Annotated in this window: 27 protein-coding genes; 9 read left to right on the plus strand and 18 right to left on the minus strand. The window is 63.8% G+C overall.

Features of this window, described 5'->3' with window-relative positions; translation table 11 throughout:
- Positions 1–348 precede the first annotated feature (348 nt).
- On the plus strand, positions 349–1,404 hold the full coding sequence (locus tag ASU23_RS13955) for a ferredoxin--NADP reductase (RefSeq protein ID WP_058038174.1): 1,056 nt from the start codon (positions 349–351) through the stop codon (positions 1,402–1,404).
- Here ASU23_RS13955 and ASU23_RS13960 read toward each other — a convergent pair.
- Positions 1,376–2,692: a glycosyltransferase 87 family protein gene (locus ASU23_RS13960; protein ID WP_058038129.1), complete on the minus strand. Its 1,317-nt coding sequence runs from the start codon at positions 2,690–2,692 to the stop codon at positions 1,376–1,378. The genes ASU23_RS13955 and ASU23_RS13960 overlap by 29 nt on opposite strands.
- Before the next feature lie 38 nt (positions 2,693–2,730).
- A complete protein-coding gene (locus tag ASU23_RS13965; protein ID WP_058038130.1) occupies positions 2,731–3,468 on the minus strand; it encodes a DNA alkylation repair protein in 738 nt (245 codons plus the stop codon).
- 361 nt (positions 3,469–3,829) lie between these two features.
- Here ASU23_RS13965 and ASU23_RS13970 point away from each other — a divergent pair, with 361 nt between their 5' ends.
- Positions 3,830–4,198 (plus strand): SPW repeat protein, encoded by a 369-nt coding sequence (locus tag ASU23_RS13970; RefSeq protein ID WP_003941901.1) that lies wholly within the window; start codon positions 3,830–3,832, stop codon positions 4,196–4,198.
- Positions 4,199–4,269: 71 nt separating this feature from the next.
- Here the strand turns inward: ASU23_RS13970 and ASU23_RS13975 are convergent, their stop codons facing one another.
- Together ASU23_RS13975 and ASU23_RS13980 are read right to left on the minus strand one after the other, a co-directional pair.
- On the minus strand, positions 4,270–5,034 hold the full coding sequence (locus ASU23_RS13975; protein ID WP_058038131.1) for a glutamate racemase: 765 nt from the start codon (positions 5,032–5,034) through the stop codon (positions 4,270–4,272).
- Between the two features lie 42 nt (positions 5,035–5,076).
- Entirely contained in the window at positions 5,077–6,255 is a 1,179-nt protein-coding gene (locus ASU23_RS13980; protein WP_253741347.1) for an NAD(P)/FAD-dependent oxidoreductase, read from the minus strand.
- Between the two features lie 184 nt (positions 6,256–6,439).
- On the opposite strand from ASU23_RS13980, the gene ASU23_RS13985 reads away from it, so the two are divergent.
- Genes ASU23_RS13985 through ASU23_RS14005 form a run of 5 tightly spaced genes read left to right on the plus strand, consistent with a single transcriptional unit; the run spans position 6,440 to position 8,983 of the window.
- Positions 6,440–6,907, plus strand: a complete 468-nt coding sequence (locus ASU23_RS13985; RefSeq protein ID WP_003941912.1) for an Asp23/Gls24 family envelope stress response protein — start codon at positions 6,440–6,442, stop codon at positions 6,905–6,907.
- Entirely contained in the window at positions 6,904–7,281 is a 378-nt protein-coding gene (locus tag ASU23_RS13990) for a hypothetical protein (RefSeq protein WP_042453130.1), read from the plus strand. The genes ASU23_RS13985 and ASU23_RS13990 overlap by 4 nt, the downstream gene beginning before the upstream one ends.
- Before the next feature lies 1 nt (position 7,282).
- Positions 7,283–7,462: a hypothetical protein gene (locus ASU23_RS13995; RefSeq protein WP_003942043.1), complete on the plus strand. Its 180-nt coding sequence runs from the start codon at positions 7,283–7,285 to the stop codon at positions 7,460–7,462.
- Positions 7,455–8,423 carry an Asp23/Gls24 family envelope stress response protein gene (locus ASU23_RS14000; protein ID WP_003941956.1) on the plus strand — a complete coding sequence of 323 codons (969 nt, stop codon included), beginning with the start codon at positions 7,455–7,457 and terminating at the stop codon, positions 8,421–8,423. The genes ASU23_RS13995 and ASU23_RS14000 overlap by 8 nt, the downstream gene beginning before the upstream one ends.
- Positions 8,420–8,983: a hypothetical protein gene (locus ASU23_RS14005; protein ID WP_003942084.1), complete on the plus strand. Its 564-nt coding sequence runs from the start codon at positions 8,420–8,422 to the stop codon at positions 8,981–8,983. Before ASU23_RS14000 ends, ASU23_RS14005 begins: the two co-directional genes overlap by 4 nt.
- A gap of 121 nt (positions 8,984–9,104) precedes the next feature.
- Here the strand turns inward: ASU23_RS14005 and tuf are convergent, their stop codons facing one another.
- The 14 genes from tuf to ASU23_RS14075 all read right to left on the minus strand — a co-directional run bounded on the left by tuf (position 9,105) and on the right by ASU23_RS14075 (position 25,056).
- Positions 9,105–10,295 (minus strand): elongation factor Tu, encoded by a 1,191-nt coding sequence (tuf, locus tag ASU23_RS14010; RefSeq protein WP_003941926.1) that lies wholly within the window; start codon positions 10,293–10,295, stop codon positions 9,105–9,107.
- Positions 10,296–10,420: 125 nt separating this feature from the next.
- Positions 10,421–12,523 carry an elongation factor G gene (gene fusA / locus ASU23_RS14015; protein WP_007728394.1) on the minus strand — a complete coding sequence of 701 codons (2,103 nt, stop codon included), beginning with the start codon at positions 12,521–12,523 and terminating at the stop codon, positions 10,421–10,423.
- Positions 12,524–12,723: 200 nt separating this feature from the next.
- Entirely contained in the window at positions 12,724–13,194 is a 471-nt protein-coding gene (gene rpsG / locus ASU23_RS14020; protein ID WP_003941856.1) for a 30S ribosomal protein S7, read from the minus strand.
- On the minus strand, positions 13,194–13,568 hold the full coding sequence (rpsL, locus tag ASU23_RS14025; protein ID WP_003941908.1) for a 30S ribosomal protein S12: 375 nt from the start codon (positions 13,566–13,568) through the stop codon (positions 13,194–13,196). Before rpsL ends, rpsG begins: the two co-directional genes overlap by 1 nt.
- A 409-nt stretch (positions 13,569–13,977) precedes the next feature.
- Positions 13,978–14,523 (minus strand): DUF3558 domain-containing protein, encoded by a 546-nt coding sequence (locus ASU23_RS14030; RefSeq protein ID WP_003942022.1) that lies wholly within the window; start codon positions 14,521–14,523, stop codon positions 13,978–13,980.
- On the minus strand, positions 14,520–15,068 hold the full coding sequence (locus tag ASU23_RS14035) for a DUF3558 domain-containing protein (RefSeq protein WP_058038133.1): 549 nt from the start codon (positions 15,066–15,068) through the stop codon (positions 14,520–14,522). Before ASU23_RS14035 ends, ASU23_RS14030 begins: the two co-directional genes overlap by 4 nt.
- A gap of 83 nt (positions 15,069–15,151) precedes the next feature.
- Positions 15,152–15,763, minus strand: a complete 612-nt coding sequence (locus tag ASU23_RS14040) for a TetR/AcrR family transcriptional regulator (protein ID WP_003942008.1) — start codon at positions 15,761–15,763, stop codon at positions 15,152–15,154.
- 60 nt (positions 15,764–15,823) lie between these two features.
- Positions 15,824–16,609 carry an enoyl-CoA hydratase family protein gene (locus ASU23_RS14045; protein ID WP_058038134.1) on the minus strand — a complete coding sequence of 262 codons (786 nt, stop codon included), beginning with the start codon at positions 16,607–16,609 and terminating at the stop codon, positions 15,824–15,826.
- 13 nt (positions 16,610–16,622) lie between these two features.
- Positions 16,623–17,783, minus strand: a complete 1,161-nt coding sequence (locus ASU23_RS14050) for an acyl-CoA dehydrogenase family protein (RefSeq protein WP_003942033.1) — start codon at positions 17,781–17,783, stop codon at positions 16,623–16,625.
- The gene (locus ASU23_RS14055; RefSeq protein ID WP_058038175.1) at positions 17,783–19,768 is read right to left on the minus strand and encodes a biotin carboxylase N-terminal domain-containing protein; all 1,986 of its coding nucleotides are present in this window, start codon (positions 19,766–19,768) and stop codon (positions 17,783–17,785) included. The genes ASU23_RS14050 and ASU23_RS14055 overlap by 1 nt, the downstream gene beginning before the upstream one ends.
- An 8-nt stretch (positions 19,769–19,776) precedes the next feature.
- Positions 19,777–21,375 carry an acyl-CoA carboxylase subunit beta gene (locus tag ASU23_RS14060; protein WP_003941989.1) on the minus strand — a complete coding sequence of 533 codons (1,599 nt, stop codon included), beginning with the start codon at positions 21,373–21,375 and terminating at the stop codon, positions 19,777–19,779.
- A complete protein-coding gene (locus ASU23_RS14065) occupies positions 21,372–22,520 on the minus strand; it encodes an acyl-CoA dehydrogenase family protein (protein ID WP_007728404.1) in 1,149 nt (382 codons plus the stop codon). Before ASU23_RS14065 ends, ASU23_RS14060 begins: the two co-directional genes overlap by 4 nt.
- The gene (locus ASU23_RS14070; RefSeq protein WP_047268913.1) at positions 22,517–24,238 is read right to left on the minus strand and encodes an acyclic terpene utilization AtuA family protein; all 1,722 of its coding nucleotides are present in this window, start codon (positions 24,236–24,238) and stop codon (positions 22,517–22,519) included. The genes ASU23_RS14065 and ASU23_RS14070 overlap by 4 nt, the downstream gene beginning before the upstream one ends.
- Entirely contained in the window at positions 24,235–25,056 is an 822-nt protein-coding gene (locus ASU23_RS14075) for a TIGR03084 family metal-binding protein (protein ID WP_003941918.1), read from the minus strand. The genes ASU23_RS14070 and ASU23_RS14075 overlap by 4 nt, the downstream gene beginning before the upstream one ends.
- 109 nt (positions 25,057–25,165) lie before the next feature.
- On the opposite strand from ASU23_RS14075, the gene ASU23_RS14080 reads away from it, so the two are divergent.
- On the plus strand, positions 25,166–25,966 hold the full coding sequence (locus tag ASU23_RS14080) for a crotonase/enoyl-CoA hydratase family protein (RefSeq protein WP_058038135.1): 801 nt from the start codon (positions 25,166–25,168) through the stop codon (positions 25,964–25,966).
- Entirely contained in the window at positions 25,963–26,823 is an 861-nt protein-coding gene (locus ASU23_RS14085) for a DMT family transporter (RefSeq protein ID WP_058038136.1), read from the plus strand. The genes ASU23_RS14080 and ASU23_RS14085 overlap by 4 nt, the downstream gene beginning before the upstream one ends.
- The last annotated feature ends 16 nt before the right edge of the window (positions 26,824–26,839 follow it).

Below are 26,839 nucleotides of genomic sequence, written 5' to 3' on the forward strand. Positions count from 1 at the left end.
GGGATGTGCACGAATGTGACTGCGGGAGGGATTCGAGCCGAATCTTTGTGACCGGCGTCTCACCTGGTTCCCACTGTGTACCGACAAACAGCCCATGCACAGACTTCGGCAGCTCAACCGCCCGGACGCCGCTCACGAACCGCCCGTTCGGGCAGGTCGACGCCACCCCGGACTGCCAGGACGGCTGGATCAGACCGCCATGGTTCCCGCTGATCGGGAACGTGTTGCTCGGCGACTACGATCCCCAGTAGCTTTTCATCACTGCTAACATTGAACTAGAACACGTTCTAGATGTTGCACTTCACTGACCTGCGCTTTACCCAGCTTCACGAGAGGACTAGCTTCGCGATGACGACAGTCGAGGTACCGCACAGCTCGCGATCGGCGGTACTCACCGTGTCCGGAGTCATCGAAGAGACTTCCGACGCCCGGTCGCTGGTGTTCGAGATTCCCGCAGAACTGAAGGACAAGTTCGACTACAAGCCAGGTCAATTCCTGACCCTGCGCATCCCGAGTGATCAGACCGGCTCGGTCGCACGCTGCTACTCGCTGGCCAGTTCACCCTTCACCGACGACGCCCCCAAGGTGACCGTCAAGCGAACCGTCGACGGCTACGGCTCCAACTGGTTGTGCGACAAGCTCCAGGTCGGCGACACCATCGAAGTGCTGCCGCCGTCAGGTGTCTTCACGCCCAAGTCGCTCGATCACGACTTCCTGCTCTTCGGTGCAGGCAGCGGTATCACTCCGGTGATCTCGATCCTCAAGTCCGCCCTCACGCAGGGCAGCGGCAACGTCGTGCTGATCTACGCGAATCGCGACGAGAAGTCCATCATCTTCGGCGCCGAACTTCGCGAATTGGCAGCGCAACACCCCGGCCGCCTCACCGTTGTCCACTGGATCGAAACCGTGCAGGGACTCCCCGCCGTCTCACAGTTGGCGACACTGGCCAAGCCATTTGTCGCGTACGAGGCCTTCATGTGCGGTCCAGGCCCCTTCATGGACGCCGTCCACAAGGCACTGGCAGAGGCCGGCATGCCCCGCACGCAGGTTCACGCCGAGGTCTTCAATTCACTCGCGGGTGACCCGTTCCGTGACGTCGAGGTAGCCGAGGTCTCCGACGAGGAAGCAGCCGACGCCGCAACCGTCGAGGTCGAACTGGACGGTGAAACCCACACCCTCGTCTGGCCGCGCAAGCAGACGCTCGTCGACATCATGCTCGCCAAGGGCCTCGACGTGCCGTACTCCTGCCAGGAAGGCGAGTGCGGGTCGTGTGCCTGCACCGTCACCGAAGGCGAAGTTCAGATGGACAACTCCGAAATCCTCGACGCCGAGGACGTGGCGAACGGCTACATCCTCGGTTGCCAGGCGAAGCCGATCACCGATCACCTGAAGATCGAGTTCTGAACCCTGCCTCGATGCATGACGGCCCCTGATTCCCTGCGGAATCGGGGGCTTTGTCATGTTCGGAGTCTCCCGAGTCATCTTCCGAGTCCCGCCGCGAAACCCACACCGGCGCCGTTGTGGGCAACCGCCACAGCGCAAGAATCAGTGCGAGGGTCACGATCAGGAAACCCTCACGAAGGAACAACCCGAACGGCAGCAGGAGCGGCGACGTCTCGATGAACTGCTGTCCCATACTCGGCCCGCAGTAGACGATGGCCAACCCCAGAGCGGCCGCACCGAACTGCAGCGGCGATCGAAGCCGAAAGAGAACCGTGACGGCAGCAGGCACGAGATACACCCAGTGGTGAATCCAGCTGATCGGCGAAAGAATCGGCGCGCTCAATCCGATCACCAACGCCGCATCGACCGCTCGCCCGACGCGATAGACATCTCGGGCGATCCATAGCGCTACCCCCGCGCACAGCACGGTCGACGGCATCGCCAGAGACGCTGTCCATGGGCCCAGCGCGGCAAGTCCGCCCTGCAGCGAACTGTTGCCGGCACTCGCGATCGCCTGCCCGCTCAAATCCACCCGGTCGCTGAGGTTCCAGACGACGTCCGACCAGAAGGTCCAGCTGACGGCCGGGTCCACCACTGCTGCGACGGCGGTCGCCGCGGCAAATCCGATCGAACTCCAGATCGCGAGTCGCCACTGCTTCGTGACGACGAAGTAGACGATGAAGAGAGCCGGAGTCAGCTTGATCGCGGCCGCGACGCCGATCAGCAGTCCTCGCGGAAACCACCGGCCGAATCTCGAATCCTCTCGGCGAGTCACGTCGAGCAGTACGAGCACCATCAGCACCAAGTTCACCTGGCCGAATGAGATGTGCGCACTGACGATGGGGGTCACCGACACGGCCAGGACCAATGCCGCCATGACGAGCGGCCGCTTGGGGACGCGAGCGGGAGTGAACCTCGCAACCGTCCACACCAACGCCGCGATGCACAATCCCGACCACAGCAGATAGGCAGTCCACCAGTCGAAGAGGACAGTCGGCCAGAGGAAGATCACCGCGAATGGGGTGTAGGTGAACGGCATACCCTCGTCGACGATCAACCGGCCGGTCAGATTGCCCTCGTAGATGTTCGATCCCGCTGCGAACGCCTGGGCAGCGTAGCGGTAGACGAGAAAATCAACGGGTTGGACGGCTCGAACGGAGTACACGAGATAACACAGAGCTGCGACGCCGGCAGCGATCAGTGAACCGATCGTCACAATTCGAGACGCCTCGACACGGGTGGCGGGCATACCGAGAATCGTCCCACAACCTACCGAGCGGTACTTCGCTAGCGGGCCGCCCGGAAGTGCGCTCGCTCGTCTGCGGTCAGGTGTTCGCACGCGTAGCTCAGTGCCGTGCGTCCCATGTCTGCTGCATTCTTCGCGAGGAAACCGGTCAACAAATCCCGGTCCACCCGCTTGCCCACCTCGCGGAGCATCCAGCCCATCGCTTTCTGGGTCAAGTCTCGTCGATCACCCAGCACCTGCGCGGCAAGCTCGAGCGTGGTCGACCCGTCGCCGCGAGTGATGAATCCGTACGTCGTCAGCAGCGCCACCCGTCGTCGCCACAGGTCACCCGAATCGGAAAGCTCGAAGATCAGCCGGCGATCTCGGTCGTACAGCCAGCCGCCGAGGATCTGTCCGGCGGACGAATCCACGAGATCCCAATTGTTCACCCGCCCGTCCTCGACAGCGCTGAGATAGAAGTCGGCGATGCGGGCGCGACTCTCGTCGTCGAAAAATTTTGGGCGACTGACCTTTTCGAATCGAGCAACCAGGATCAACAGACCGGCCAAGCGATGCTCGTGGACGTCGCTGTCGAGAAGGAGGCGTACCTGAGGCAACTCGAGACCGACATGCTTCTTCACCACCGAACGCGTCTTCGGTACTCGCACGCCGATGAAGACGTCACCCTCGCCGTACTCCCCCGGCGCTGTCTTGAAGAACTTCTGTAGCTGGACGGCATCCGCGGGATCCGCGAGGTCGGCCAACTGTTCGATCACGTCCTGAGCACTCGATTGCGTCACCCCAGAACCTTCTCACGGGTCGTCTGTGCGGACTCTTCGATTCTCTCAGCGTCCTCACACCGTGTGCCCTGCTCGGCCACAGGTCGGCAGACGACACTCGAGGACAGTCAGTGAAAGGACCACCCATGATCACCGCCGCTATCGCATTCACCACTCTCACCCTCATGGCACTCTCGGGACATATCGCGGCCAGCGCTCCGCGCGGGCTCGTGGCAATCCGGACGAATAGTCACAAATCTTGATATTCGAGCCTCCACATCGCCTCTAACTGCAACGCGAATGCAATTGGCGGAGAGTTGATCTCGATCTGCCGCGGGCGTGTACTACAGGTGGACACACTCTCGTCTTTGGAGGTCTCGTCATGAAGTCGTGGAATCGAATGCAAGATGCCGTCGCGGTGGTTCTCGGCGTCTTTGCGGCTCTCTCGCCGATGTGGCTCGACACCACCGATCGGGCAATGTGGTCACTCGTCGTCCTGGGTGTCCTGGTTGCACTGTCGGGTCTGGCGCACATGGCACGTCCGGACATGGCCATGGCGGATTACGCGATGGGCGTTTTCGGCGTCTTGATGTTCATTTCACCCTGGGTCATGAGCTTCGACGCTCTACGCGGTGCGTCGTGGACGGCCTGGGTGGTCGGGGTCCTGACCGTTGTGGTCGCGGTGAGTGCGATGCCGGTGATGAGTGCGCGGATGCATCACGGGGGTCACGGCGGAGTAGCCGCCCATTGACAGAGCGGAGTAGCCGCCCATTGACGGAGCGGAGTAGCTGCCCATTGATGAATGGCTGGCTGCAGGCTGGATCAGGCTTTGATCGCGCCCAACAACCGCCCGGCGTCGAAGGCTTCGGCGCTGGGCGGTAGCGCGCCCGGACGTCCACTCACGAAAACCTCGACGGTTCCCGATCCTTCACCCGCGTCACCGAGCCCGTCGATCCGCCGCAGGGTCTGTCGTGCAACGGCTTCGGCACTGTCGAAGAGTGTGACACCGGCGGGTAGCCGCGCTGCGATTTCGTCCGCGAGCAGTGGGTAGTGCGTGCAGCCGAGGACAACGCCGTTGACGTCGTCCGGCGTCCGGGCCACTGCGGATTCGATAGCTGCAAGTGCGCCTGCACGATCACCGAGGTCTATCGAATCGGCCAGGCCGTGGCACGGCACCCCGACGACCTTGGCGCCGTTGCCGAACTGTTCGATCAGATCGGCTTGGTACCGGCTGGCAGTTGTCGCGGCGGTAGCCCAGATCGCCACTGAATCGCACGCGGCGGCCGCGGGCTTGATCGCGGGCACCGTTCCGATGACCGGCACACCCGGTCCGACCAGTTCGCGGACGTGTGGGAGAGCGGTGACGCTCGCGGTATTGCATGGAAGAACGATGACCTGAGCCCCACGATCGAGGCTCCGCCGCACCGCACCGAGTACCCGGTCGACGACCCACGGCTCGGGCTTGGGCCCCCAGGGGGCGCCGTCCGGATCGAGGGACAGCACAAGGTCGAGATCCGGGCGCAGGCGTCTGAGCCACGCAGAGGTAGGGAGCAGGCCCAGTCCCGAGTCGATGAGTGCAACGATCACCGCACAAATCTATCGTCTCGGAACCGGTCCTGCCTCATCCGTTCAGGCCGGTGTGGACTCCAACACGTCCGAGATGGGCGTGCCGGCTGCGATCTTCGCGCGCATCTTCATCACAGCTCCCGCGCTACCGCCGCCGACGACAGCTGCCAGCACACCGTCGCGCTCGTAGTATGCGACGAACTTTCGGCCGTCGTCCTTCACGATGTGAACGGTGTCCGTGGGTGCGACGGTCCCCAATGCCTGGATCTTGACGTCGTACTGATCGCTCCAGAAGTACGGAACCTGCGCCGGCGCATCCGGATCACCCGTTCCGGTGATCGCTCCCGCCAGGATCTTGGCCTGGTCCCCAGCATTGGTCCAGTGTTCGACACGCTTGCGTCGATCTCCGATCTGCCAGGACGCGACGTCGCCGACCGCCCAGACGTGTTCGGCGCTGGTGCGGCCGACGCCGTCGCAGAGCACTCCGTTGTCGAGTTCGATCCCCGAACCGTCGAGCCATCCCGTGACCGGCACCGAACCGACTCCGATCGCGACCACGTCGACCGGGATTTCCGAACCGTCGCTCAAGGTCGCAGCGGCAACCGCTCCGTCGCCGGACAGCGAGGTCAAGCCCGTACCGACTCGGACGTCGATGCCCTCGTTCCGATGCAGACGTTCGACGAGGGCGCCGACCGTGGGGCCGAGCACCGACGCCAGCGGCGTCGGCTGGGGTTCGAGCAACACGACGTCGACGCCGTGAGACTTCATGCTCGCGGCCAGTTCGCAGCCGATGAAGCCGGCCCCGACGATCAGCGCACGCTTACCGGGAGCAAGGTCGGCGCGGAGGGCCAACGCTTCCTCGATGGAGCGCAGAACGTGCACTCCGGACAACTCCGGAAGGCCGGCGATGCGACGCGGAGTCAGTCCGGTCGCGATGACCAACTCGTCGTAGTCCAGGGTGGATCCGTCGGCGAACGCCACCGACTTGGCGACCGTGTCCACCGAGGTTGCCGGCGAACCGAGCTTGAGATCGACCTTGTTCTCGACGTAGAACTCGGCCGGACGCAAGGTCGTCTCGTCCTTGTCGCCGCGGATCACTTCCTTCGACAACGGAGGCCTGTCGTAGGGCAGATGCGTTTCCCCACCCGCGAGCGTCAATTCACCTTCGAAACCCGCTCGTCGCAGTTCCTCGACGGTCCGCAGTCCCGACAAACCCGCACCCACGATCACTATCCGTGCCACCACGTACCACCCTGTCCGACCCACGTCACTTGCAGCGCTCACTATGAACGCCGTCACTATTTGCCTCCGACTCTGCCATACCAAATGCCGGAGTAGGTGTGGTGCATCCCGCATGGTCACCTACCAGTCACTACAGTTGGAGGTACTTCAGACGCACGCACTGACACATGAGCAGGGAGCCCCCATGACCAGCGATTCCAGTGAAAAGAACAGCGTCCGATTCGGCGCCGACGGTGGCGCGGAACTAGTCAGCACCCAGGGTAAGACGATCATCGCCGACGCCGTGGTCGCCAAGATCGCCGGTATCGCGACCCGCGAGATCAACGGCGTGTACGACGTCGGCGGGGGCACAGCGCGTGCGGTGGGGGCACTTCGCGACCGCATACCGGGCGCCCGCGTCAACCATGCCCAGGGCGTGGCGGTGGAGGTAGGCGAGAAACAAGCCGCCATCGACATCGGCATTGTCGCCGAGTACGGCGTCGCACTCCACGAACTGGCGGTAGGTATCCGCCGCAACGTCATTGCCGCAGTGGAAAGCATGACGGGTCTCGAGGTCACCGAGGTCAACATCACCGTCTTCGACGTCATGCTCTTCGAGGATGCAGAGAGCGGCGGCAGTACCGATCCGGAAGCCAAGCCGAGGGTTCAGTGAGTACCGCCGACGCCGGCCGCGAGATCGACGCGGCCGAGGTAGTCGCCGACGCGGTTCTTGCCATCCCGGAAGTGGCAGATCTGCACGGAGGACAGTTCGGCGAAGTGGGAACCTACCTCCCCGGACGCCGCATCACCGGCGTCGTCGTCGACGAAAACTCCTGTGCTGTACATATTTCCGTTCACTATCCGGCAGACGTTCGCAGCGTCGCCGAACGCGTACGAGCGGTGGTGGCGAGATTGGTCGACGTACCGGTGAACGTGACCGTCGGCGACCTGTCGACAGCGGGATATCTACCCGTTGATGCCGAAAATGCAGTCACCGAGCCTGCCACCGTCACAGACATTGCACCGAACATTCGAGAAGGGAACTGACATGAACAGCACCACCGTCGGACTGCTGGTCGGTCTGCTCCTCGCACTCGCCGGAATCATGGGTGGGTTCAGCGGTTTCGTCTTCGCAGTCCTGCTCGGCGCCGCCGGTATGGCGATCGGAGCACACCGCGACGGACATCTCGACCTCGGCGCGATCCTCCGAAGCCGTGGCCGTGGCTGAGCCGTCCGATCCCAGCGCAGCGGACGATCCTGGTCTACGCGGCTCCTTGGTCATCAAGGACCGTGCGATGGCCAAGATCGCCACGGCCGCAGCGGTGAACGTCCCGGGGGTGGTCCGCCAGTCCGGTGGCTTGACTCGCCTGACAGGACGCGACCTTCCGCGAGCCGACATCTCGATGGGTAGCGACGCCGTCGCCATCAATCTCTTCCTCGCCGTGTCCTGGCCGTGTTCGGTCACCGAGTTGACCGGCCGGGTGCGAACGGAAGTCGGACGCAGCGTCGAATCGCTGACCGGGCTTCCACTCCACGACATGAACGTGATGATCGCGGCAACCGAGGGTTCTGACGACTCCTGTGTTTCCGGCGTCGAGATCGCGGAGGGCCCGGCACAGCAGGCACTCTCGGATCCGATTCCGCCGCGGGTCCCCTCTGCGAACCCGGCGGCCGCGGTTTCGGCCGTCGTCATCGCGTGTGGTCTACTCGCACTCGCCTTCGTCGTCTCGCGCGAATGGTTCATCAACCGTGGAACTTTCGAATCGGCACCCTGGATCCGAAACTCCGTGGAGTGGACGTCTCGTCTGCACTGGCAACCGTGGCTACTTCCGGTGGCAATCGCTGCCGTTGTCGCGGGTGTTGTCCTGATAATGTCGGCGATCAAACGCCGTGCGAAAACCCATGTCCCACTCGGGAACCCGAGCGCATCGACGGTGTGGATGCGGCCGACTGACATTGCACGTCTGTGCAGTAGCCACGCAGCGGTCGTTCCCGGCGTCGGCTCGGCTCACACCAGCGTCGACCGTAAACACGTCAAGGTCCACATCGAATCGACCGGTGGCGATCGAGCTGAACTTGCCGCAGCCGTCGACGCGGCGGTTCGGCCCCACCTCGCGATACTGCAGCGGCCACTGCAACTTTCGGTTGTCGTGCGAGAAACTGTAGTACGACGAAAGGACGCCTCGTGAACCGTTGGATCTCCGCGGTCGATCGGATCATCGTCCTCATCGTCGGAATCGCACTCCTCGCGGCGGGCGCATACGCCATCGCGTGGGACGCGGGCGCGTCGCTGATTCGAACCTGGGTGTCACGCCTCGATCGGGAGGTCCTCTTCGGCCTTCCGGAGGAGCCGTGGTGGCACTGGGTACTGTCGGGCACCTTCGTCCTCTGTGTCTTCGCCGGTTTCGGGCTGTTGTACCTGAACCTTCGCCGGCGCCGCACAAGCGCAGTCACATTGCGGCACAACGAATCCGGTACCGACGTCAGCGTGGATCTCGGACCCGTCGCAGACGGCGTAGCGGCCGAACTCGCTCAGCTGACCGGCGTGCGGAGCACCAAGAGCAAAGCGACGGTCGATCGCGGACTGCCGACGCTGTCGATTGTCGTCACTGCAGATCCGTCGATCGACGTCGCCGGATTCACCGCTTCGGCCGAACGCATCGCCGGCGCAACCAGGCGCAGCCTCGACGGCTCAACCGTCGCAGTACAGGTTCTGCTGCACCTCGACCGGGTGGAAGCCAACAAGTAAGTAAGAACCACGCAGGCACCCGATCACCGAACACTCGATCACAGACACAGAAAAGGCGCCCACTCCCCGAAGGGAATGAGCGCCTTTTCAGTGCTGTGAATCAGCTAGCGAGACAAGAGTCTCACTTGATGATCTTGGCAACCTTGCCGGCGCCGACCGTACGGCCGCCTTCGCGAATTGCGAAGCGCAGGCCCTCGTCCATGGCGACAGGCTGGATCAGCTTGACGGACATCTCGGTGTTGTCACCGGGCATGACCATCTCGGTGCCCTCAGGCAGCGTCACGACGCCCGTAACGTCCGTGGTACGGAAGTAGAACTGCGGGCGGTAGTTGTTGAAGAACGGGGTGTGGCGGCCGCCCTCGTCCTTCGACAGGATGTATGCCTGGCCCTCGAACTCCGTGTGGGGAGTCGTGGTGCCCGGCTTGACGACAACCTGTCCACGCTCGACATCTTCGCGCTTGATGCCACGAACGAGCAGCCCGACGTTGTCGCCGGCCTGGCCCGAGTCGAGCAGCTTGCGGAACATCTCGATACCCGTGACCGTGGTCTTGGTCGAGGTTTCCTTGATGCCGACGATCTCGACCTCTTCGTTGACGTTGACAACGCCACGCTCGATACGACCGGTGACAACGGTGCCACGGCCGGTGATCGTGAAGACGTCCTCGACGGGCATGAGGAAGGGCTTCTCGGTCTCACGAATCGGGTCCGGGATGGACTCGTCGACAGCAGCCATCAGGTCGAGAATGGACTGCGTCCACTTCGGGTCACCCTCGAGTGCCTTGAGTGCCGAGATCGGAATGACGGGGGCTTCCTCGTCGAATTCCTGAGCGGCCAGCAGTTCGCGGACCTCCATCTCGACGAGCTCGAGGATCTCGTCGTCGTCAACCATGTCGGCCTTGTTCAGGGCGACGAGGATGTAAGGAACGCCAACCTGGCGAGCGAGCAGGACATGCTCGCGCGTCTGGGGCATCGGGCCGTCGGTAGCTGCGACGACGAGGATAGCGCCGTCCATCTGAGCTGCGCCGGTGATCATGTTCTTGATGTAGTCGGCGTGACCCGGTGCATCGACGTGCGCGTAGTGGCGCTTTTCCGTCTGGTACTCAACATGCGAGATGTTGATCGTGATGCCACGAGCCTTTTCCTCGGGAGCCTTGTCGATCTGATCGAAGGCCGAAGCCTCGTTCAGGTCGGGGAATGCATCCGCGAGAACCTTGGTGATGGCCGCCGTCGTCGTGGTCTTGCCGTGGTCGACGTGACCAATGGTGCCGATGTTCACGTGCGGCTTCGTCCGCTCGAACTTCGCCTTCGCCACTTTGTGTCCTCCTGGACTGTTGTTGCTTGCCGTATGCAGCAGTGCGGTTGGTTGTTACTAGGTCGTGCTTCGTGCCGGAAGAAACCGAGGTTACTTGCCGGCGCGGGCTGGGGAGCTCGCTGTGCTTACTCGCCCGTCGCCTTGGCGATGATTTCCTTCGAGACGTTCGCGGGAACCTCTGCGTAGGAATCGAACACCATGGAGAAGTTCGCTCGGCCCTGGGTCTTCGACCGCAGGTCACCGATGTAACCGAACATCTCCGAGAGCGGAACCAGCGCCTTCACGACACGGGCACCACTGCGTTCCTCCATGGCCTGGATCTGGCCACGGCGGGAGTTGAGGTCGCCGATCACGTCGCCCATGTACTCCTCGGGCGTTGTGACCTCGACAGCCATGAGCGGCTCGAGAATGACGGGGCCGGCCTTGCGGGCGGCTTCCTTCAGTGCCTGCGAACCGGCAACCTTGAACGCCATTTCCGAGGAGTCGACGTCGTGGTAAGCACCATCGAGCAGCGACAGCTTCAGGTTCACGAGCGGGTAGCCGGCGAGAACACCGTACTGCATCGCGTCCTGCGCACCGGCATCCACGGAGGGGATGTACTCGCGCGGGATACGTCCGCCGGAGACCTTGTTCTCGAACTCGTAGGTAGCACCGTCTTCGCCCACGAAAGGCTCCAGAGCGATGATGACCTTTGCGAACTGGCCCGAGCCACCCGTCTGCTTCTTGTGGGTGTAGTCGTGCTTCTCGACCTTCTTGGTGATGGTCTCGCGGTACGCAACCTGCGGCTTACCGACGTTCGCCTCGACCTTGAACTCGCGACGCATGCGGTCGACGAGGATGTCGAGGTGGAGCTCGCCCATACCGCCGATGACGGTCTGACCGGTCTCTTCGTCGAGCTCGACCGAGAAGGTCGGGTCCTCTTCGGCGAGCTTCTGGATCGCGACGCCCAGCTTTTCCTGGTCGGACTTGGTCTTGGGCTCGATGGAGACCTGGATGACCGGCGCGGGGAACGACATCGACTCGAGGACGATGGGGCTCGCCTGATCGCACAAGGTGTCACCGGTGGTGGTGTCCTTGAGGCCGATCATTGCGTAGATGTGGCCGGCTACGGCCTCGTCTACCGGGTTCTCCTTGTTGGCGTGCATCTGGAAGAGCTTTCCGATGCGCTCCTTCTTGCCCTTGGTTGCGTTGAGCACCTGAGCACCCGGATCGATACGACCCGAGTACACGCGGACGAAGGTCAGCTTGCCGAAGAACGGGTGAGCAGCGATCTTGAAGGCGAGAGCCGAGAACGGCTCGTCCTTGCTCGGCTTGCGAGTGATCTCTACTTCTTCGTCACCGAGCTTGTGGCCGATGACCTCGCCGATGTCCAGCGGGTTCGGAAGGTAGTCGATGACAGCGTCGAGCATGGGCTGAACGCCCTTGTTCTTGAACGCGGAGCCACAGAGAACCGGGTACAGCTCGGAGGCGACCGTCATCTTGCGGATGGCGCCCTTGATCTCCTCGATGGTGAGCTCTTCGCCGCCGAAGTACTTCTCCATGAGAGCTTCGTCGGACTCTGCAACCGTCTCGAGCAGCTTCTCGCGGTACTCGGCAGCCTTCTCGACGAGATCCGCGGGGATCTCCTCGATGGTCGGAGCGGTTCCCGTCGGGACCACGCCGCGCCAGGTGATGGCCTTCATCTCGACCAGGTCGACGACGCCGTCGAAGTCGTCCTCAGCGCCGATGGGCAGCTGGAGAACGAGCGGCTTCGCGCCCAAGCGGTCGATGATGGTCTGGACTGTGAAGTAGAAGTCCGCGCCCATCTTGTCCATCTTGTTGACGAAGCAGATGCGCGGAACGTCGTACTTGGCAGCCTGACGCCAAACCTGCTCGGACTGCGGCTCGACACCCTCTTTACCGTCGAAGACAGCAACTGCGCCGTCGAGCACGCGCAGCGACCGCTCCACCTCGACTGTGAAGTCGACGTGGCCGGGGGTGTCGATGATGTTGATCTGGTTGTTGTTCCAGAAGCAAGTCACGGCGGCAGACGTGATCGTGATGCCGCGTTCCTTCTCCTGCTCCATCCAGTCCGTCGTCGACGCACCGTCGTGCGTCTCACCGATCTTGTAATTGACACCGGTGTAGAACAGGATGCGCTCGGTGGTGGTGGTCTTGCCGGCATCGATGTGCGCCATGATGCCGATGTTGCGGACCTTGTTCAGGTCAGTCAGCACTTCCTGTGCCACAGGTTTCTTCCCCGCTCGTTGCTTGGTTTTCGGGTGTCGGCCTTATCGGTGTGTTCCACCGTCAGGGCCATGGTCTTTCAATTATGTCTCTGCCGAGGCGAACCTGGCCACCTGCGTCCGGAATCCGTCGCGATGATCAGGCCGCCAACGGCGACAAGCGTCGGAGCCCCACCCGATGGCAGTTGCTCCGACGCTTTACATCACCAGCGGTAGTGGGCGAATGCCTTGTTGGCTTCGGCCATCTTGTGAGTGTCTTCGCGACGCTTCACAGCTGCACCGAGGCCATTGCTGGCATCGAGGAGCTCGTTGGCGAGACGCTCGACCATGGTCTTCTCACGACGTGCACGCGAGAAGGTGACCAGCCAGCGCAGTGCCAGCGTGGTGGAACGACCGGGGCGAACCTCGACCGGCACCTGGTAGGTAGCGCCACCGACGCGGCGGCTACGAACCTCGAGTGCAGGCTTGACGTTGTCCAGGGCGCGCTTGAGGGTGACGACCGGATCGGTGCCGGTCTTCTCGCGTGCCTGCTCGAGAGCCTGGTACACGATTCGCTCTGCGGTGGACTTCTTGCCGTCCAGCAGGATCTTGTTGACGAGCTGCGTCACCAACGGGGAACCGTAAACCGGGTCGTTGATGAGCGGGCGCTTCGGAGCGGGGCCCTTACGTGGCATTAGCTCTTCTCCTTCTTGGCGCCGTAGCGGCTGCGTGCCTGCTTGCGACCCTTGACACCCTGGGTGTCGAGGGAGCCGCGGATGATCTTGTAACGGACACCCGGGAGGTCCTTCACACGACCGCCACGGACGAGCACCATGGAGTGCTCCTGAAGGTTGTGACCTTCACCGGGGATGTACGCGGTGACCTCGACCGAAGTCGTGAGGCGAACACGTGCGACCTTACGGAGCGCGGAGTTCGGCTTCTTGGGGGTGGTGGTGTACACGCGAGTGCACACGCCACGACGCTGCGGGCTGCCCTTGAGGGCTGCCGTCTTGACCTTGGCGGTCTTGTCGCGGCGACCCTTGCGGACCAGCTGGTTGATGGTTGGCATTTACCGGCTTTCTTGTGACGAACAGACTGCTCGAGCGAACTCGGGCCGTTCGAAAACGTGGCTGTTCTGAAATTAGGGATCTAGCAGTTGGAGCAAGAGAGCTGCTGCTCCTCACCCACCTCAGAGTCTGTACTCAGCACTTTCATGCCGCGCACTGCCCCCGAGGTCGGGCGTGTCGCATACCCCCACACAGGCAGCCGGATGCTCGTTCATCAGCAGTTTCTGCTCGAACGCGCGCACGGCAATACCTAGCTAGGCACACAGATCGGCCCGGGCATGCCGGACACGACCCATAACGATACCTGTCGGCGCGCCACGAGGTCAAAGCGAGGCCACGGTGATAGTGACCTCACGCTCTGACCAGAGACTCTGGCTGCACACTCAGACCACGCAGCCGGACCGGTCGCGATCAGATGCTGCGGTTCAACGTCAACGCGCCGAGCTTTGCCGCAGCCTCGCACGGATCCGCGCCGCCTTGCGGCTCGGTGACCCACCAACCGAACACTCCCCCGGCCGGTGCGCTCGCGCTCACCCCGCAGCTCTGCGGATCGGCCGGCTGGCGAACCTGGTACCCGCCACTGCCGTTGATGTCGATTTTCGCCACCACGTATCCCAGGTGCTCGAATGCAGCGCGCTCGTGATCGAGGGTGCCCGTCTCGAACCAGTTGAAGGTGATCTTGATCGGACCCGCAGCTCCGATGCCGTCCCAACGGCAGATAGCGCCGAAGAACCCACGCCCGACGGCGTCGGCACCCACTGCGCCGGCGATCTGCTCGTCGGTGACGGCTTCGCATTCTTGGAGGACGTTCGCGAATTCCTGGCTGTCACTACCGCCGTAGCTGCCCTCCGCACGAGGAGTCCCGGTGACCACCGAGCCGCAGCCTGTCAGCAGAACCAGCGACCCCGCCAAGGCGAGTCCGATCCTTATGCGCTTCACGGCGCCCTCGAACTTCACTGTGCCCTCGAAACTGTTTTTTCCATCAGATCCCGCGCCACCGTGCATGGATCCGCGGTCGGTGGCAGCAAACCGTAGGTGATCGACCAGTGCACGAAGTCTCCGCCGAACGCGATACCCAACTCGCACAACGAACCTGCGGTGGACGCGATGAAGCCCTGGTGTCCACCGATCGTGATGTCGTCGGCAGGACGTCCGAGCAGGTCGGACCCGGCCCGTTCGCGGCCGATCGGGCTACCGCGGTACCAGGAGAAACTGACGCTCGGACCGTTCGAACCGGCGACTTCCCACTGGCACCCGACGCCGTTGCGCGTCGTCGTCGCAAAAGCGCCGAGATTGAAGGCGTTGACAACTTCCTCGTCGGTCACCGAGCCGCATTCGGCGAACATCGGGCCCGGATCCGTAGGTGCGAGTGCCTGCGAACCCGCACCGTCGCCCGGCTGATCGACGGACCCGTCGCCGGAGCTGCAGCCGACCAAGGCCGAGAGCACGGCAGCCGAGACCAATACCGAAGTCCCGATCGAAGTGAGAGTGCGTGCGGCCATGGAGCCGACTGTACTTCTCGGTGGCCCCCGACACACGCCACGTGCGCGTCGAGAGCACCGGCGCCGGCCCCGCCGCTACCGATTCAGGGAGTTGCCACCGGTACCCGAACAAGTGTGGAATCCAATTGCGCCGCCCACTGTTTGACCACCTCGGTGCGTCGGCGCGAGTCGTCTGTCAAGACATCAGCCAGCCCCAGCCCGCGGGCCAGGTCCAGGGTCGCCTGTACCAAGCGGTGCGTCACCGGGTCGGAGTCGTCGACACCCAGACTCTCGACGGCCATGCGGTGCGCGATGCGCCCGAATCGTTCCTCGAGGGGCAGTACGCGGGCACGCAGGTCGGGGTCGGAGGCAGCGGCCGTCCACACCTGCAGTGCTGCTTTGAACAGAGTCCCGGTGTAGTACTCCACCAACCGCGAAATGATCGCCTCGGTTCGTCCGGCACCCACCGGAAGGTCGGTCGATTCCTTTCGTGCCTGATCCATCCGGGCGTCGAACATCACCTCGAGCGCCGCGGTGATGAGGTCCTCGCGGGTCGGGAAGTGATGCTGCATCGCGCCTCTGGACACCCCGGCACGCTGCGCGACGACGCTCATCGTCGTTGCGCTCCACCCGAGTTCGGCGAGACACTCCACAGTCACTTCGAGCAGGTGGGAGCGCGTGACTCGACTTCGGTCCTGCTTGGGCTCTCGAGTCATCGCGCCGCCATCCCTTCTACTTCTGTGTTCCAGCGCTTCTGTGTCCCAGCTGCGCAGTTTCTACTGCGCCCAGGCCGCTGGACGCTTCTGCAAGAAAGACATCATGCCCTCACGAGCCTCGTCGGAGGAAAACAGCCGAGCCGACTGCGCGATCATCTCCTCGCCGTCCCGGTCGAATCCAGCAAGGACCGAACGCGTCGTGATCCACTTCGATTCGGCAAGTCCCTGCGGTGAACATTGGCGCAGGGTGCCGAGCAGTTCGGTGATCGACTCCTCCGTGTCCTGCGACGCGGAGGTGACGAGTCCGATGGATTCGGCCTCGTGCTGGCCGAACTTCTCGCCGGTGAGCAGATAGCGGCTCGCAGATCGCTGGTCGAGCCTCGGTAGGACCGTGAGCGAGATGATGGACGCTGCCAAACCCAACCGTGATTCCGTCACCGCGAAGGTGCTCGCCGGTCCGGCGACGACGATGTCGCACGCCCCGACAAGACCCATGCCTCCGGCCCGGACGTGACCGTCGATCCGCCCGATCACCGGCTTGGGAAGCTCGAGAATGCTGCGCAAGAGTGTCAGCATCCCCCGTCCTCGCTCCTTGACGGCGTCCTCCGGTGATGCGGACGAACCGGAGGCCTCACTGAGATCGGCTCCCGCACAGAATGTTCCACCGGTGTGGGTGAGTACCACCGCTCGAACTGCCGGATCGGCGGCAGCCGCCGTCAACCCAGCCTGCAACTCCGTGACCAACCGCGTCGAAATCGCGTTGCGGTTGTGGGGTGAGTCGAGAGTGATCGTGGCAGCACCGCCCGATACTTCGTACCGTACGTATGGCTTGTCCTGATCCGTCATGAGTCGCCTCTTCCTAGTAGGACCGTGGCAGACCGAGGGAATGCTGTGAGACGAAGTTGAGGATCATCTCGCGGCTCACCGGCGCGACGCGGGCGATACGTGCCGCACCGAGCATGGCGGCCAGTCCGTATTCCTTCGTCAGTCCTGCGCCGCCATGCGTCTGGATCGCCTGATCGAGTGCCTTGATGCTGGCCTCGGCAGCGGCGTACTTTGCCATGTTCGCGGCTTCGGCAGCACCGAAATCGTCACCGCTGTCGTAGAGCACCGCGGCCTTCTGCATCATCAGCTTGGCGAGCTCGAGTTCGATCTTCACCTGCGCGAGTGGATGCGAAATACCTTGGTGCGCACCGATCGGCGTCTTCCACACCGTGCGCTCGTTGGCGAACTTCACTGCGGCGTTCAGGGCGTAACGGCCCATGCCGATGGCCATCGACGCACCCAGGATACGCTCGGGGTTGAGGCCGGCGAACAACTGCATCAAGGCGGCATCGGCTTCGCCGACCAGAGCGTCGGCCGGCAGACGGACGTCGTCGAGGAAGAGGATGAACTGGTGGTCCGGTTCGATGATGTCCATCTCCATCTGCGTCTTCACGAATCCGGGAGAATCCGTGGGGACGATGAACAGAGCGGGCTTGAGCTTGCCCGTCTTGGAGTCCTCGGTCCGCGCAACGACGAGGACCGCGTCAGCCTGATCGACACCCGAGATGTAGATCTTGTTGCCGCTCAGGATCCAGTCGTCGCCATCCCTGCGTGCCGTCGTGGTGATCTGATGAGAGTTGGAACCAGCGTCGGCCTCGGTGATTCCGAACGCCATGATCTTGGAGCCGTCGGCGAGGCTGGGTAGCCACTGCTGCTTCTGCTCCGCCGTGCCGTACTTGCCGATGATGGTGCCGCAGATGGCCGGGGATACGACAACCAGGAGCAGACCGGCACCCTGCGCCGCCAATTCCTCCTGCACCAGCGCGAGTTCGTAGATGCCTGCACCGCCGCCGCCGTATTCCTCCGGCAGGTTGACGCCCAGGAATCCGAGTTTGCCCGCCTCGTTCCACAATTCGGTGAGCGGCTCCCCCTTTCGCGCCTTGGGCAGCACGTAGTCGACGTAGTTGAAGCGCTCACCCAGTTTGGAAACGGATGCCCGCAGTTCCTTCTGCTCTTCGGTTTCGATGAAACTCATCATGCTTCCTCTTCTGTAGCGGGTTCTTCCACACGTGCGAGTACCGATCCGACCTCGACCTGCTGGCCGACGGCGACCGGAAGTTCCACCAGGACACCGGCAGTCGGCGCGGTGACAGTGTGTTCCATCTTCATGGCCTCCAGCCACAGAATCGGCTGGCCGGCGGTGACGGTGTCACCGAGTGCGGCACCGAGGCGGATGACCGATCCCGGCATCGGAGCGAGCAACGAACCGGCGGCGACTTCTGCCGACGGATCCACGAAGCGCGGTGCTGCCGTCAACGCGACGGGTCCGAGCGAGGAGTCGACAAAAATCTCACTCCCGTAGGCCGCAACGTCGAACGAGCGCTGTACTCCGCTCTGCTCGAGCACTACCCGGGTCGCAGTTGCCGATACCAGGCGCACGTCGTCGAAGCCTTCTGCACTCAGCACGCCGCTTCGGCTCAGGGAGTAGCGGACGTCGTACTCGCCCGACGCAGTGGAGTAGCTCTTGCTCTGCGGCTGCGACGGGAGGTTGCGCCACCCGCTGGGCAAGCGGCCGATGACGCGGGCCGACGCCCGGTTGTGCGCGGCATCGGCAAGTGCCGCCGCCAGCGCCGAGAGTCTTTCGGCGGCGGTATCGGCCAAGGGCGTAGACAGCTTCTCGAGGTCGTGAGTCTCGAAGAAGGCAGTGTCGGTGTCTCCGGCAATGAAGGCGGGGTGGGCCAGGACGTTGACGAGCAGGTCGCGGTTGGTGCGCAGCCCGTGAATCCTGGTGCGCGCCAGCGTCGATGCGAGCAGCCGGGCAGCTGCGGTCCGCGTCGGCGCGTACGAGATGACCTTGGCCAACATCGGGTCGTAGTGGACGCCGACAACACTGCCGTCAACGACGCCGGAGTCGAGGCGAACGCCCTGCTCACGCAGAACACTGAATTCTTGCGGGTCACCGGGCAACTCGATGTGGTGGACGGTTCCGCTCTGCGGCTGCCAGTTCTTGGCGGGGTCCTCGGCGTACAGGCGCACTTCGATCGAATGCCCACGGATCTCCGGCTGATCGTCCGGAAGTGCTTCACCTGAAGCGACCTGCAATTGCAGTTCCACCAGATCGAGTCCAGTGGTGCACTCGGTGACCGGATGCTCCACCTGCAAACGCGTGTTCATTTCGAGGAAGAAGAAGTCGCCTTTTTCGTCAGCCAGGAATTCAACGGTTCCTGCCCCCTCGTAACCGATGGCGTTGGCGGCGAGCCGCGAGGCGTCGAACAGCTTGTCGCGCATGGCGGGGATGCGTTGCACGAGCGGCGACGGGGCCTCTTCGACCACCTTCTGATGCCGACGCTGGATCGAGCACTCGCGCTCCCCCACCGCCCACACCGCACCGTGGCGGTCGGCCATGACCTGAACCTCGATGTGCCGACCGGTCTCGAGGTAACGCTCACAGAAGACTGTCGGGTCGCCGAAAGCGGACTGCGCCTCACGCCGCGCCGCTTCCAGTTCGCCGTCCAGCGCCGACAATTCACGAACGACACGCATTCCGCGTCCGCCGCCGCCCGCCGACGCCTTGATCAGCACCGGCAGATGAGCCTCGGTCACCGCGGCGGGATCGAGTTCGGAGAGCACCGGCACTCCGGCGGCGTCCATGATCTTCTTGGACTCGACCTTCGACCCCATGAGCTCGATGGATTCGACGGGCGGGCCGATCCACGTCAGTCCCGCGTCGATGACGCTGCGCGCGAACTCCGCGTTCTCGGAGAGGAATCCGTATCCGGGGTGAATCGCGTCGGCGCCCGAAGCCTTGGCTGCGGCGATGACGAGCTCACCCCGCAAGTAGGTCTCGGCAGGCGTGTTACCCGGCAGGCGAACCGAAGCATCGGCTTCGGCGACGTGCGGGCTGTCGGCATCTGCGTCGGAAAATACCGCGACCGTGCCGATTCCGTTCTTGCGGCAGGTTGCAAAGACACGGCGGGCGATTTCGCCACGATTGGCGACCAGTACTGAAGTGATTGTCACGGCGTGCCTCACATACGGAAGACGCCGAAGTTCTCGGTGCCTTCGATCGGGGCGGTGGCGATGGCCGACAGGCACATTCCCACCACGGTGCGGGTGTCTCGGGGATCGATGACGCCGTCGTCGTACAGACGACCCGACAGGAACATCGGAAGTGACTCGGCCTCGATCTGGTTCTCGATCATCGCGCGCATGCCGGCGTCGGCCTGCTCGTCGAAGACCTGGCCGCGCGCCTCGGCAGCAGCGCGTCCCACGATGGAGATGACGCCGGCGAGCTGCGCACCGCCCATGACGGCGGACTTGGAACTGGGCCAGGCAAAGAGGAATCGCGGATCGAACGCCCGTCCGCACATGCCGTAGTGACCGGCGCCGTACGACGCTCCGAGCAGGATCGAGATGTGCGGAACTTTGGAGTTGGCAACCGCATTGATCATCATCGATCCGTGCTTGATCATGCCGCCCTCCTCGTATTCCTTACCCACCATGTAGCCGGTGGTGTTGTGCAGGAACAGCAACGGCGTGTTGGAACGATTGGCGAGCTGGATGAACTGCGTGGCCTTCTGTGATTCCTCACTGAAGAGCACTCCACGTGCGTTCGCCAGGATGCCGATCGGGTAGCCGTTGAGCTCTGCCCACCCGGTCACGAGGGAGGAACCGTAGAGCGGCTTGAACTCGTCGAAGTCGGAACCGTCGACGATACGGGCGATGACCTCACGCGGATCGAACGGGATCTTCAGGTCGGCCGGAACGATGCCGAGCAACTCTTCCGGATCCTCGAGCGGTTCGATGATCTCCGCGCGCGGCGCCGGCCCCTTCTTGGTCCAGTTGAGCCGCTTGACGATCGAGCGCCCGATGCGGATCGCGTCCTGCTCGTCGGCGGCGAAGTAGTCGGCCAACCCGGACTTGCGAGCGTGCATTTCGGCGCCGCCGAGTGCCTCGTCGTCGGATTCCTCACCGGTGGCCATCTTGACCAGCGGCGGGCCTGCGAGGAACACCTTGGAGCGTTCCTTGATCATCACGACGTGGTCGGACATGCCCGGGATGTACGCACCGCCGGCCGTCGAGTTACCGAAGACCAGTGCAATGGTGGGGATTCCGGCTGCGGACAGCTGAGTGAGGTCACGGAACATACGCCCGCCCGGGATGAACACCTCTTTCTGCGTCGGCAAGTCTGCGCCGCCGGACTCTACGAGGGAGATCACCGGGAGTCGGTTCTGCATGGCGATGTCGTTGGCGCGGAAACCCTTACGCAGCGTCCACGGGTTGCTGGTGCCGCCGCGCACGGTGGGATCGTTGGCGACGATCAGGCATTCGACACCTTCGACGACGCCGATACCGACCACGGTGCTGGCGCCGACCGGGAAGTCACTCCCCCACGCAGCGAGGGGACACAGTTCGAGGAACGGTGAATCCTGATCGAGCAGGAGTTCGATCCGCTCGCGTGCCAGGAGCTTTCCCCGCTTGTGGTGCCGCTCGGTGTACTTCTCGCCGCCACCCGCCAACGCCTTGGCGTGCTCGACCTCGATCTCGGCGAGCTTGGTGTTCATGGTCGAAGTTGCGGTCTTGTACACCTCGGAATTGGTGTCCAGTGTTGACCGGATGACACTCATGACTGATACCCCAATCGCTTGGCCGCGAGGCCGGTGAGGATTTCGGTGGTTCCGCCACCGATTCCCAGAATTCGCATGTCCCGGTACTGCCTCTCCACTTCGCTTTCCTGCATGTATCCGAGGCCGCCGAACAGCTGAACAGCTTGGTTCGCAACCCATTCGCCCGTCTCGACTGCCGTGTTCTTCGCAAAGCACACCTCGGCGATCAGATCGCCGTCACCGGCCATGTACCGCTCGATCACCGAGTGCGTGTACACCTTTGCGACGTCGATCTTGCGGGCCATCTCGGTGACGGTGTTCTGGACGGCCTGCCGACTGATCAGGGGGCGACCGAAAGTCTCACGGGCGCGGCACCATTCGAGCGTCAGCTCCAGGCAACGTTCTGCACTGGCATACGCCTGCGCGGCGAGCGCTACCCGCTCGGAGACAAATGCCTGGGCGATCTGCGCGAAGCCGCTGTTCTCTGCACCGACCAGATTCTCCACCGGAACCCGGGCGTCGACAAAGGAGAGTTCCGCGGTATCGGATGCGCGCCAGCCCATCTTCTCGAGTTTGCGCGAGACGGTGAATCCCGGTGTGCCCTTCTCGATCACGAGCAGTGATACACCACCCGCGCCGGGACCACCGGTGCGCACCGCTGTAACGACGAAGTCCGCTCGAACGCCGGAGGTGATGAACGTCTTGGCGCCGTTCACGACGTAATGATCGCCGTCGCGCTTGGCTGTAGTTGTCAGGTGCCCGACGTCGCTGCCTCCGCCGGGCTCGGTGATGGCGAGCGAGCCGATCTTGTCGCCGCGCAGGGTCGGCTTGACCCACTTCTCGATCTGCGCCTCGTCGCCGGCCGCGATCAGGTGCGGCACCGCGATGCCGCAGGTGAAGAGCGATGCGAACAGCCCGCCCGACGCACCTGCCTGATGCATCTCCTCACAGATCACGATGGAGTCGACGGCGTCGCCGCCCTCACCACCGGCCGATTCGGGTGCGCTGGCCCCGAGGAGTCCGAGAGCGCCTGCCTTGCGGTGCAATTCGCGCGGAATCTCGCCGTCTCGCTCCCACTGCGTCAGATGCGGCAGAATCTCCTGGTTCACGAATCCGCGTACGGTCTCGCGAAGCGCAAGCCTTTCCGGTGTGGTCCACACGGTCACCGTGAATCCTCTTTCTCGTCAGTTACGGGGAGTAGCGAAATCGGGATGTCGATGTGGCGCGAACGCAGCCATTCACCAATTCCCTTGGCCTGCGGATCGAACCGCGCCTGCGAGGCGACACCCTGACCGAGAATTCCCTCGATCACGAAGTTGACGGCACGAAGGTGCGGAAGCTGGTAGCGAGTGACGTTCAGGTCTGCTGCTTCCGGTAGCAGTTCCTTGAGCATCTCGACGGTCAGTGTGTGCGCCAACCACTTCCACTGATCGTCCGTGCGAACCCAGACGCCGACGTTGGCATTTCCGCCCTTGTCGCCGCTACGGGCACCGGCGATCGTGCCGAGTGGTACTGAAAGCGACGTCTGTGGCGGCAACGGCTCCGGACGCTCCGGTTCGCCGACGGGTTCGAGGTCCTGCGTCAACGTGGACGGAGCGATGTCCACGCGCGTGCCGTCCGGCAGTACGGCCACGTGCGGCACCGATCCCGCGTCGACGTAGCCGGGGGTGAACACTCCGTACGGTTGGCCGTTGCTCGGCGGAGCCGTCAGCGAGAAGCCGGGGTAGCTGGCAAGTGCCATTTCCACCGCAACCGCGGAGAAAGGGCGACCGATCACCTTGGGGTCGGAATCGCGAACCACGCAGCGCAGCAACGCACTCGCGGTTTCCTCGGTGTCGGAATCCGGATGATCCGTGCGAGCGAGAGTCCAGACCAGTTCGGCGGGCTTCTTCGTCAGCCAGGATTCGAGCTGAGTCTTCGCCAGATCGGCCTTGGCCTCGATGTCGAGACCCGTGAGGATGAAGGTGGCCTCGTTACGGAACCCGGCCAGCGTGTTCAGGGAGACCTTGTACTGCGGCGGCGGAGCCTCGCCCGTGACGCCGCTGATCAACACCCGGTCCGGGCCTTCCTGGGTGAGCACTGCGTTGTCGATGCGGGTCGTCACGTCCGGGCCTGCATAGCGTCCACCGGTGATCTCGTACAGCAGCTGCGCCGTCACCGTGCCGACGCTCACCTCGCCGTCCGTTCCGGCGTGCTTGGTGATGACCGAGGTTCCGTCCGCGTTGATCTCGGCGATCGGGAAGCCAGGCCGGCCCAGATTGGGAATCTCTGTGAAGAACGCGTAGTTGCCGCCGGTGGCCTGGGTTCCGCACTCGATGACGTGGCCCGCCGCGACAGCACCGGCAAGCTGATCGAAATCATCTCGCTTCCAACCGAAATGGTGAGCGGCCGGACCGACGATCACCGACGCATCGGTGACCCGTCCGGTGACCACGACATCGGCGTCGGCCGACAATGCTTCGACGATGCCCCAGGCGCCGAGGTACGCATTGGCCGTCAGTGGGGAGCCGAGTCCGAGTTCGTCTGCCCGAGAGATCAAATCGTCGCCCTCGACGTGGGCGATCTTCGCGTTCAACCCCAGCTTGGTGTTGACCTCGCGCAACGCGTCGGCCAGTCCGGCGGGATTGAGACCGCCTGCATTCGCGACGATCTTCACCCCCTTGTCGAGCGCAAGGCCGAGCGTGTCCTCCACCTGCCGCAGGAACGTCTTCGCGTAGCCGAGCGACGGGTCCTTCATCCGATCCCGCCCGAGGATCAACATCGTCAGTTCGGCCAGGTAGTCGCCGGTCAGGTAGTCGAGTTCGCCGCCCTCGAGCATCTCGCGCATCGCCGAGACGCGGTCGCCGTAGAACCCGGAGCAGTTACCAATCCGTACCGAACTCATTTGCCCACCTTCGATGCTCGTCCCTCACCGCTGGATCCGACGGCGGCTCGTCCCTCACCGCTGGGTCCGGCAAAGGCCTGCGCGAACCCGAGCCACTCGTCCGCATCGGCACCCACGGCGACCAGATCGAGATCGGCGCGATTGGCACGCTGGGTGACCAGCAAGCAGAAGTCCAACGCCGGCCCGGTGACCTTCTGCGGCGCATCTTCCGGCCCCCAGGTCCAGAGCGACCCGTCCGGCGCGGTCAACTCAACCCGGAAATCGTCGGCGGGCGGCGTCTTCTCGTTGACCGAGTACGCGAAGTTTCGCGTCCGCACACCCAGGTGAGCGATGTTCTTGATGCGCGCCGTCGGAGCGCGTTCGACGCCGAGTGCGTCGGCAACGTCCTGCCCGTGCGCCCACGTCTCCATCAGTCGCGCGGTAGCCATGGAGACACCGCCCATGGGCGGGCCGTACCAGGGGAACTTGGTTCCGGCCGGGGCGGCGGTGAGCGCCTCGACGAGAGCGGTGCGCCCCGCTCGCCAATCGGCGAGCAACTCCGCCGGCTGGCGGGCCGCCTGTTCGGCAGCACCGTCGTCGACAAACCCTGCCGGGTTCACGAACGCCGCCTTCAACTGCTCCGCGAACCCGTCCGGGTCGGTGATCGCCAGGATCGCTGCACTGTCCGTCCAGTGCAGGTGCCCGATCTGATGTGCGATGGTCCACCCTTCCGCAGGCGTCATTGTCGCCCACTTCTCCTCGGGCAGATCCGCAACCAGGGCGTCGAGGCTCTCGCCTTCGGCCCGCAAGTCATCGATGAACGTCTGAAGTTCGGCCATGCGACCAGCATCACACTCACATCCATAAAAATCAAGCACGAATGATTGTTATTGCGAAATCCTGTGGTGAGAGACTGAGCTCAACTGCCATCGACAACCAGGAGCACCCATGAGCGACGCCGTACTGATCTCGCGAACCGGCGATGTGGTCACGTGGACCCTCAATCGCCCGGACACCCGCAATGCGATCTCCGAGATCGACATGATCGAGGCCCTCGAAGACGCAGTCACCGCGGTCAACCGAGATCAGAGTGTGCGCACGGTCATTCTGACGGGGGCCGGATCGGCCTTCTCCTCCGGCGGCAACGTCAAGCACATGCGAGACAAGGAGGGCATGTTCGGTGGCGCACCCGGCGAGATCCGCCGGGGCTACCGGCACGGCATCCAACGCATCCCGCTCGCGCTGTACACGTGTGAGGTGCCGACCATCGCGGCGGTCAACGGCCCGGCCATCGGAGCAGGCTGCGACCTCTCACTCATGTGCGACCTCCGCATCGCCTCGACCGCCGCAGTCTTCGCCGAGAGTTTCGTCAAGGTAGGACTCATCCCCGGCGACGGCGGAGCGTGGCTGCTCCCCCGCGCGATCGGCAACGCCCGCGCGGCCGAGATGGCGTTCACCGGTGAACCGATCGATGCTGCGAGAGCACTCGACTGGGGTCTGGTCTCGCAGGTGACCGAGCCCGAGGAATTGCTTTCCGCTGCGCACGCTTTGGCAGCTCGAGTAGCCGCCAATCCCCCGCAGGTACTCCGCATGACCAAAAAGCTCCTCCGCGAGGGCCAGCACCAGAGCCTCGAGAGCTTGCTCGAACTCTCCGCCGCCATGCAGTCGATCGCCCACCACACCCGAGATCACCACGAAGCCGTCGCCGCGATGCTCGAGCGTCGAAGTCCCGAGTTCACCGGAGAATGAAGGCCGGCAGTCAGCTACTGCCGGTCGGAGCAGTCCTCACGTCGATACTGTCGCTCCAGTTCGGAGCGGCATTCGCGACGACACTGTTCTCGCAGATCGGGCCGGCCGGAGCCACGACGCTGCGGCTGACGATCGCCGCGATCATCCTCGGCGTCATCGTCCGCCCGCGATGGAGCAGATGGTCGAACCGGCAGCGCAAAGGCATCTTCGCGCTGGGCATCGCCCTCGCCGTGATGAACGGCGCCTTCTACCTCGCCCTCGACACGGTGCCCATCGGAACGGCCGTCACCATCGAGTTCCTCGGACCGCTCACCCTGGCCGCAGTTCTGTCTCGTCGGTGGGCCGACGGAGCATGGGTGCTGCTCGCCTTCGGCGGAGTGTTGCTGCTCGGGTTGGGCGATCACGGCGAATCCGGCTTGGACCCGATCGGGGTGATGTTCGCGTTGATCGCCGCTACTGCGTGGGCCGGATACATCGTGGCCGGTTCCCACCTGGCCGCGACGCTCCCGAGCGCCGACGGGTTGGCAGGCGCAAGCATCGTCGCGGCCGTATTGACGCTGCCCTTCGGCGTCGTCTCGGGAGGAAGTGAACTGCTGGATCCGACGATGCTCGCCGCAGGCGCAGCCGTCGCCGTCCTCTCGTCCGTCATCCCGTACAGCTTGGAAATGTGGGCGCTGCGCTCTCTAGCCAAGAAAGTCTTTGCCGTCCTCATCGCCCTCGAACCCGCAGCGGCCGCACTGGCCGGAGTCCTCGTGATCGGGCAAACGCTCGACACGTTCACACTCGTGGCCATCGCACTGGTGGTGACCGCGGGCGTCGGCACAGTCGTCATGAATCGAAAACCCACAGCGAAGTAGTCCAGGTACCGTCAGA

This window comes from Rhodococcus sp. KB6 (genome assembly GCF_001445685.1).
Taxonomy (GTDB): domain Bacteria; phylum Actinomycetota; class Actinomycetes; order Mycobacteriales; family Mycobacteriaceae; genus Rhodococcus_F; species Rhodococcus_F qingshengii.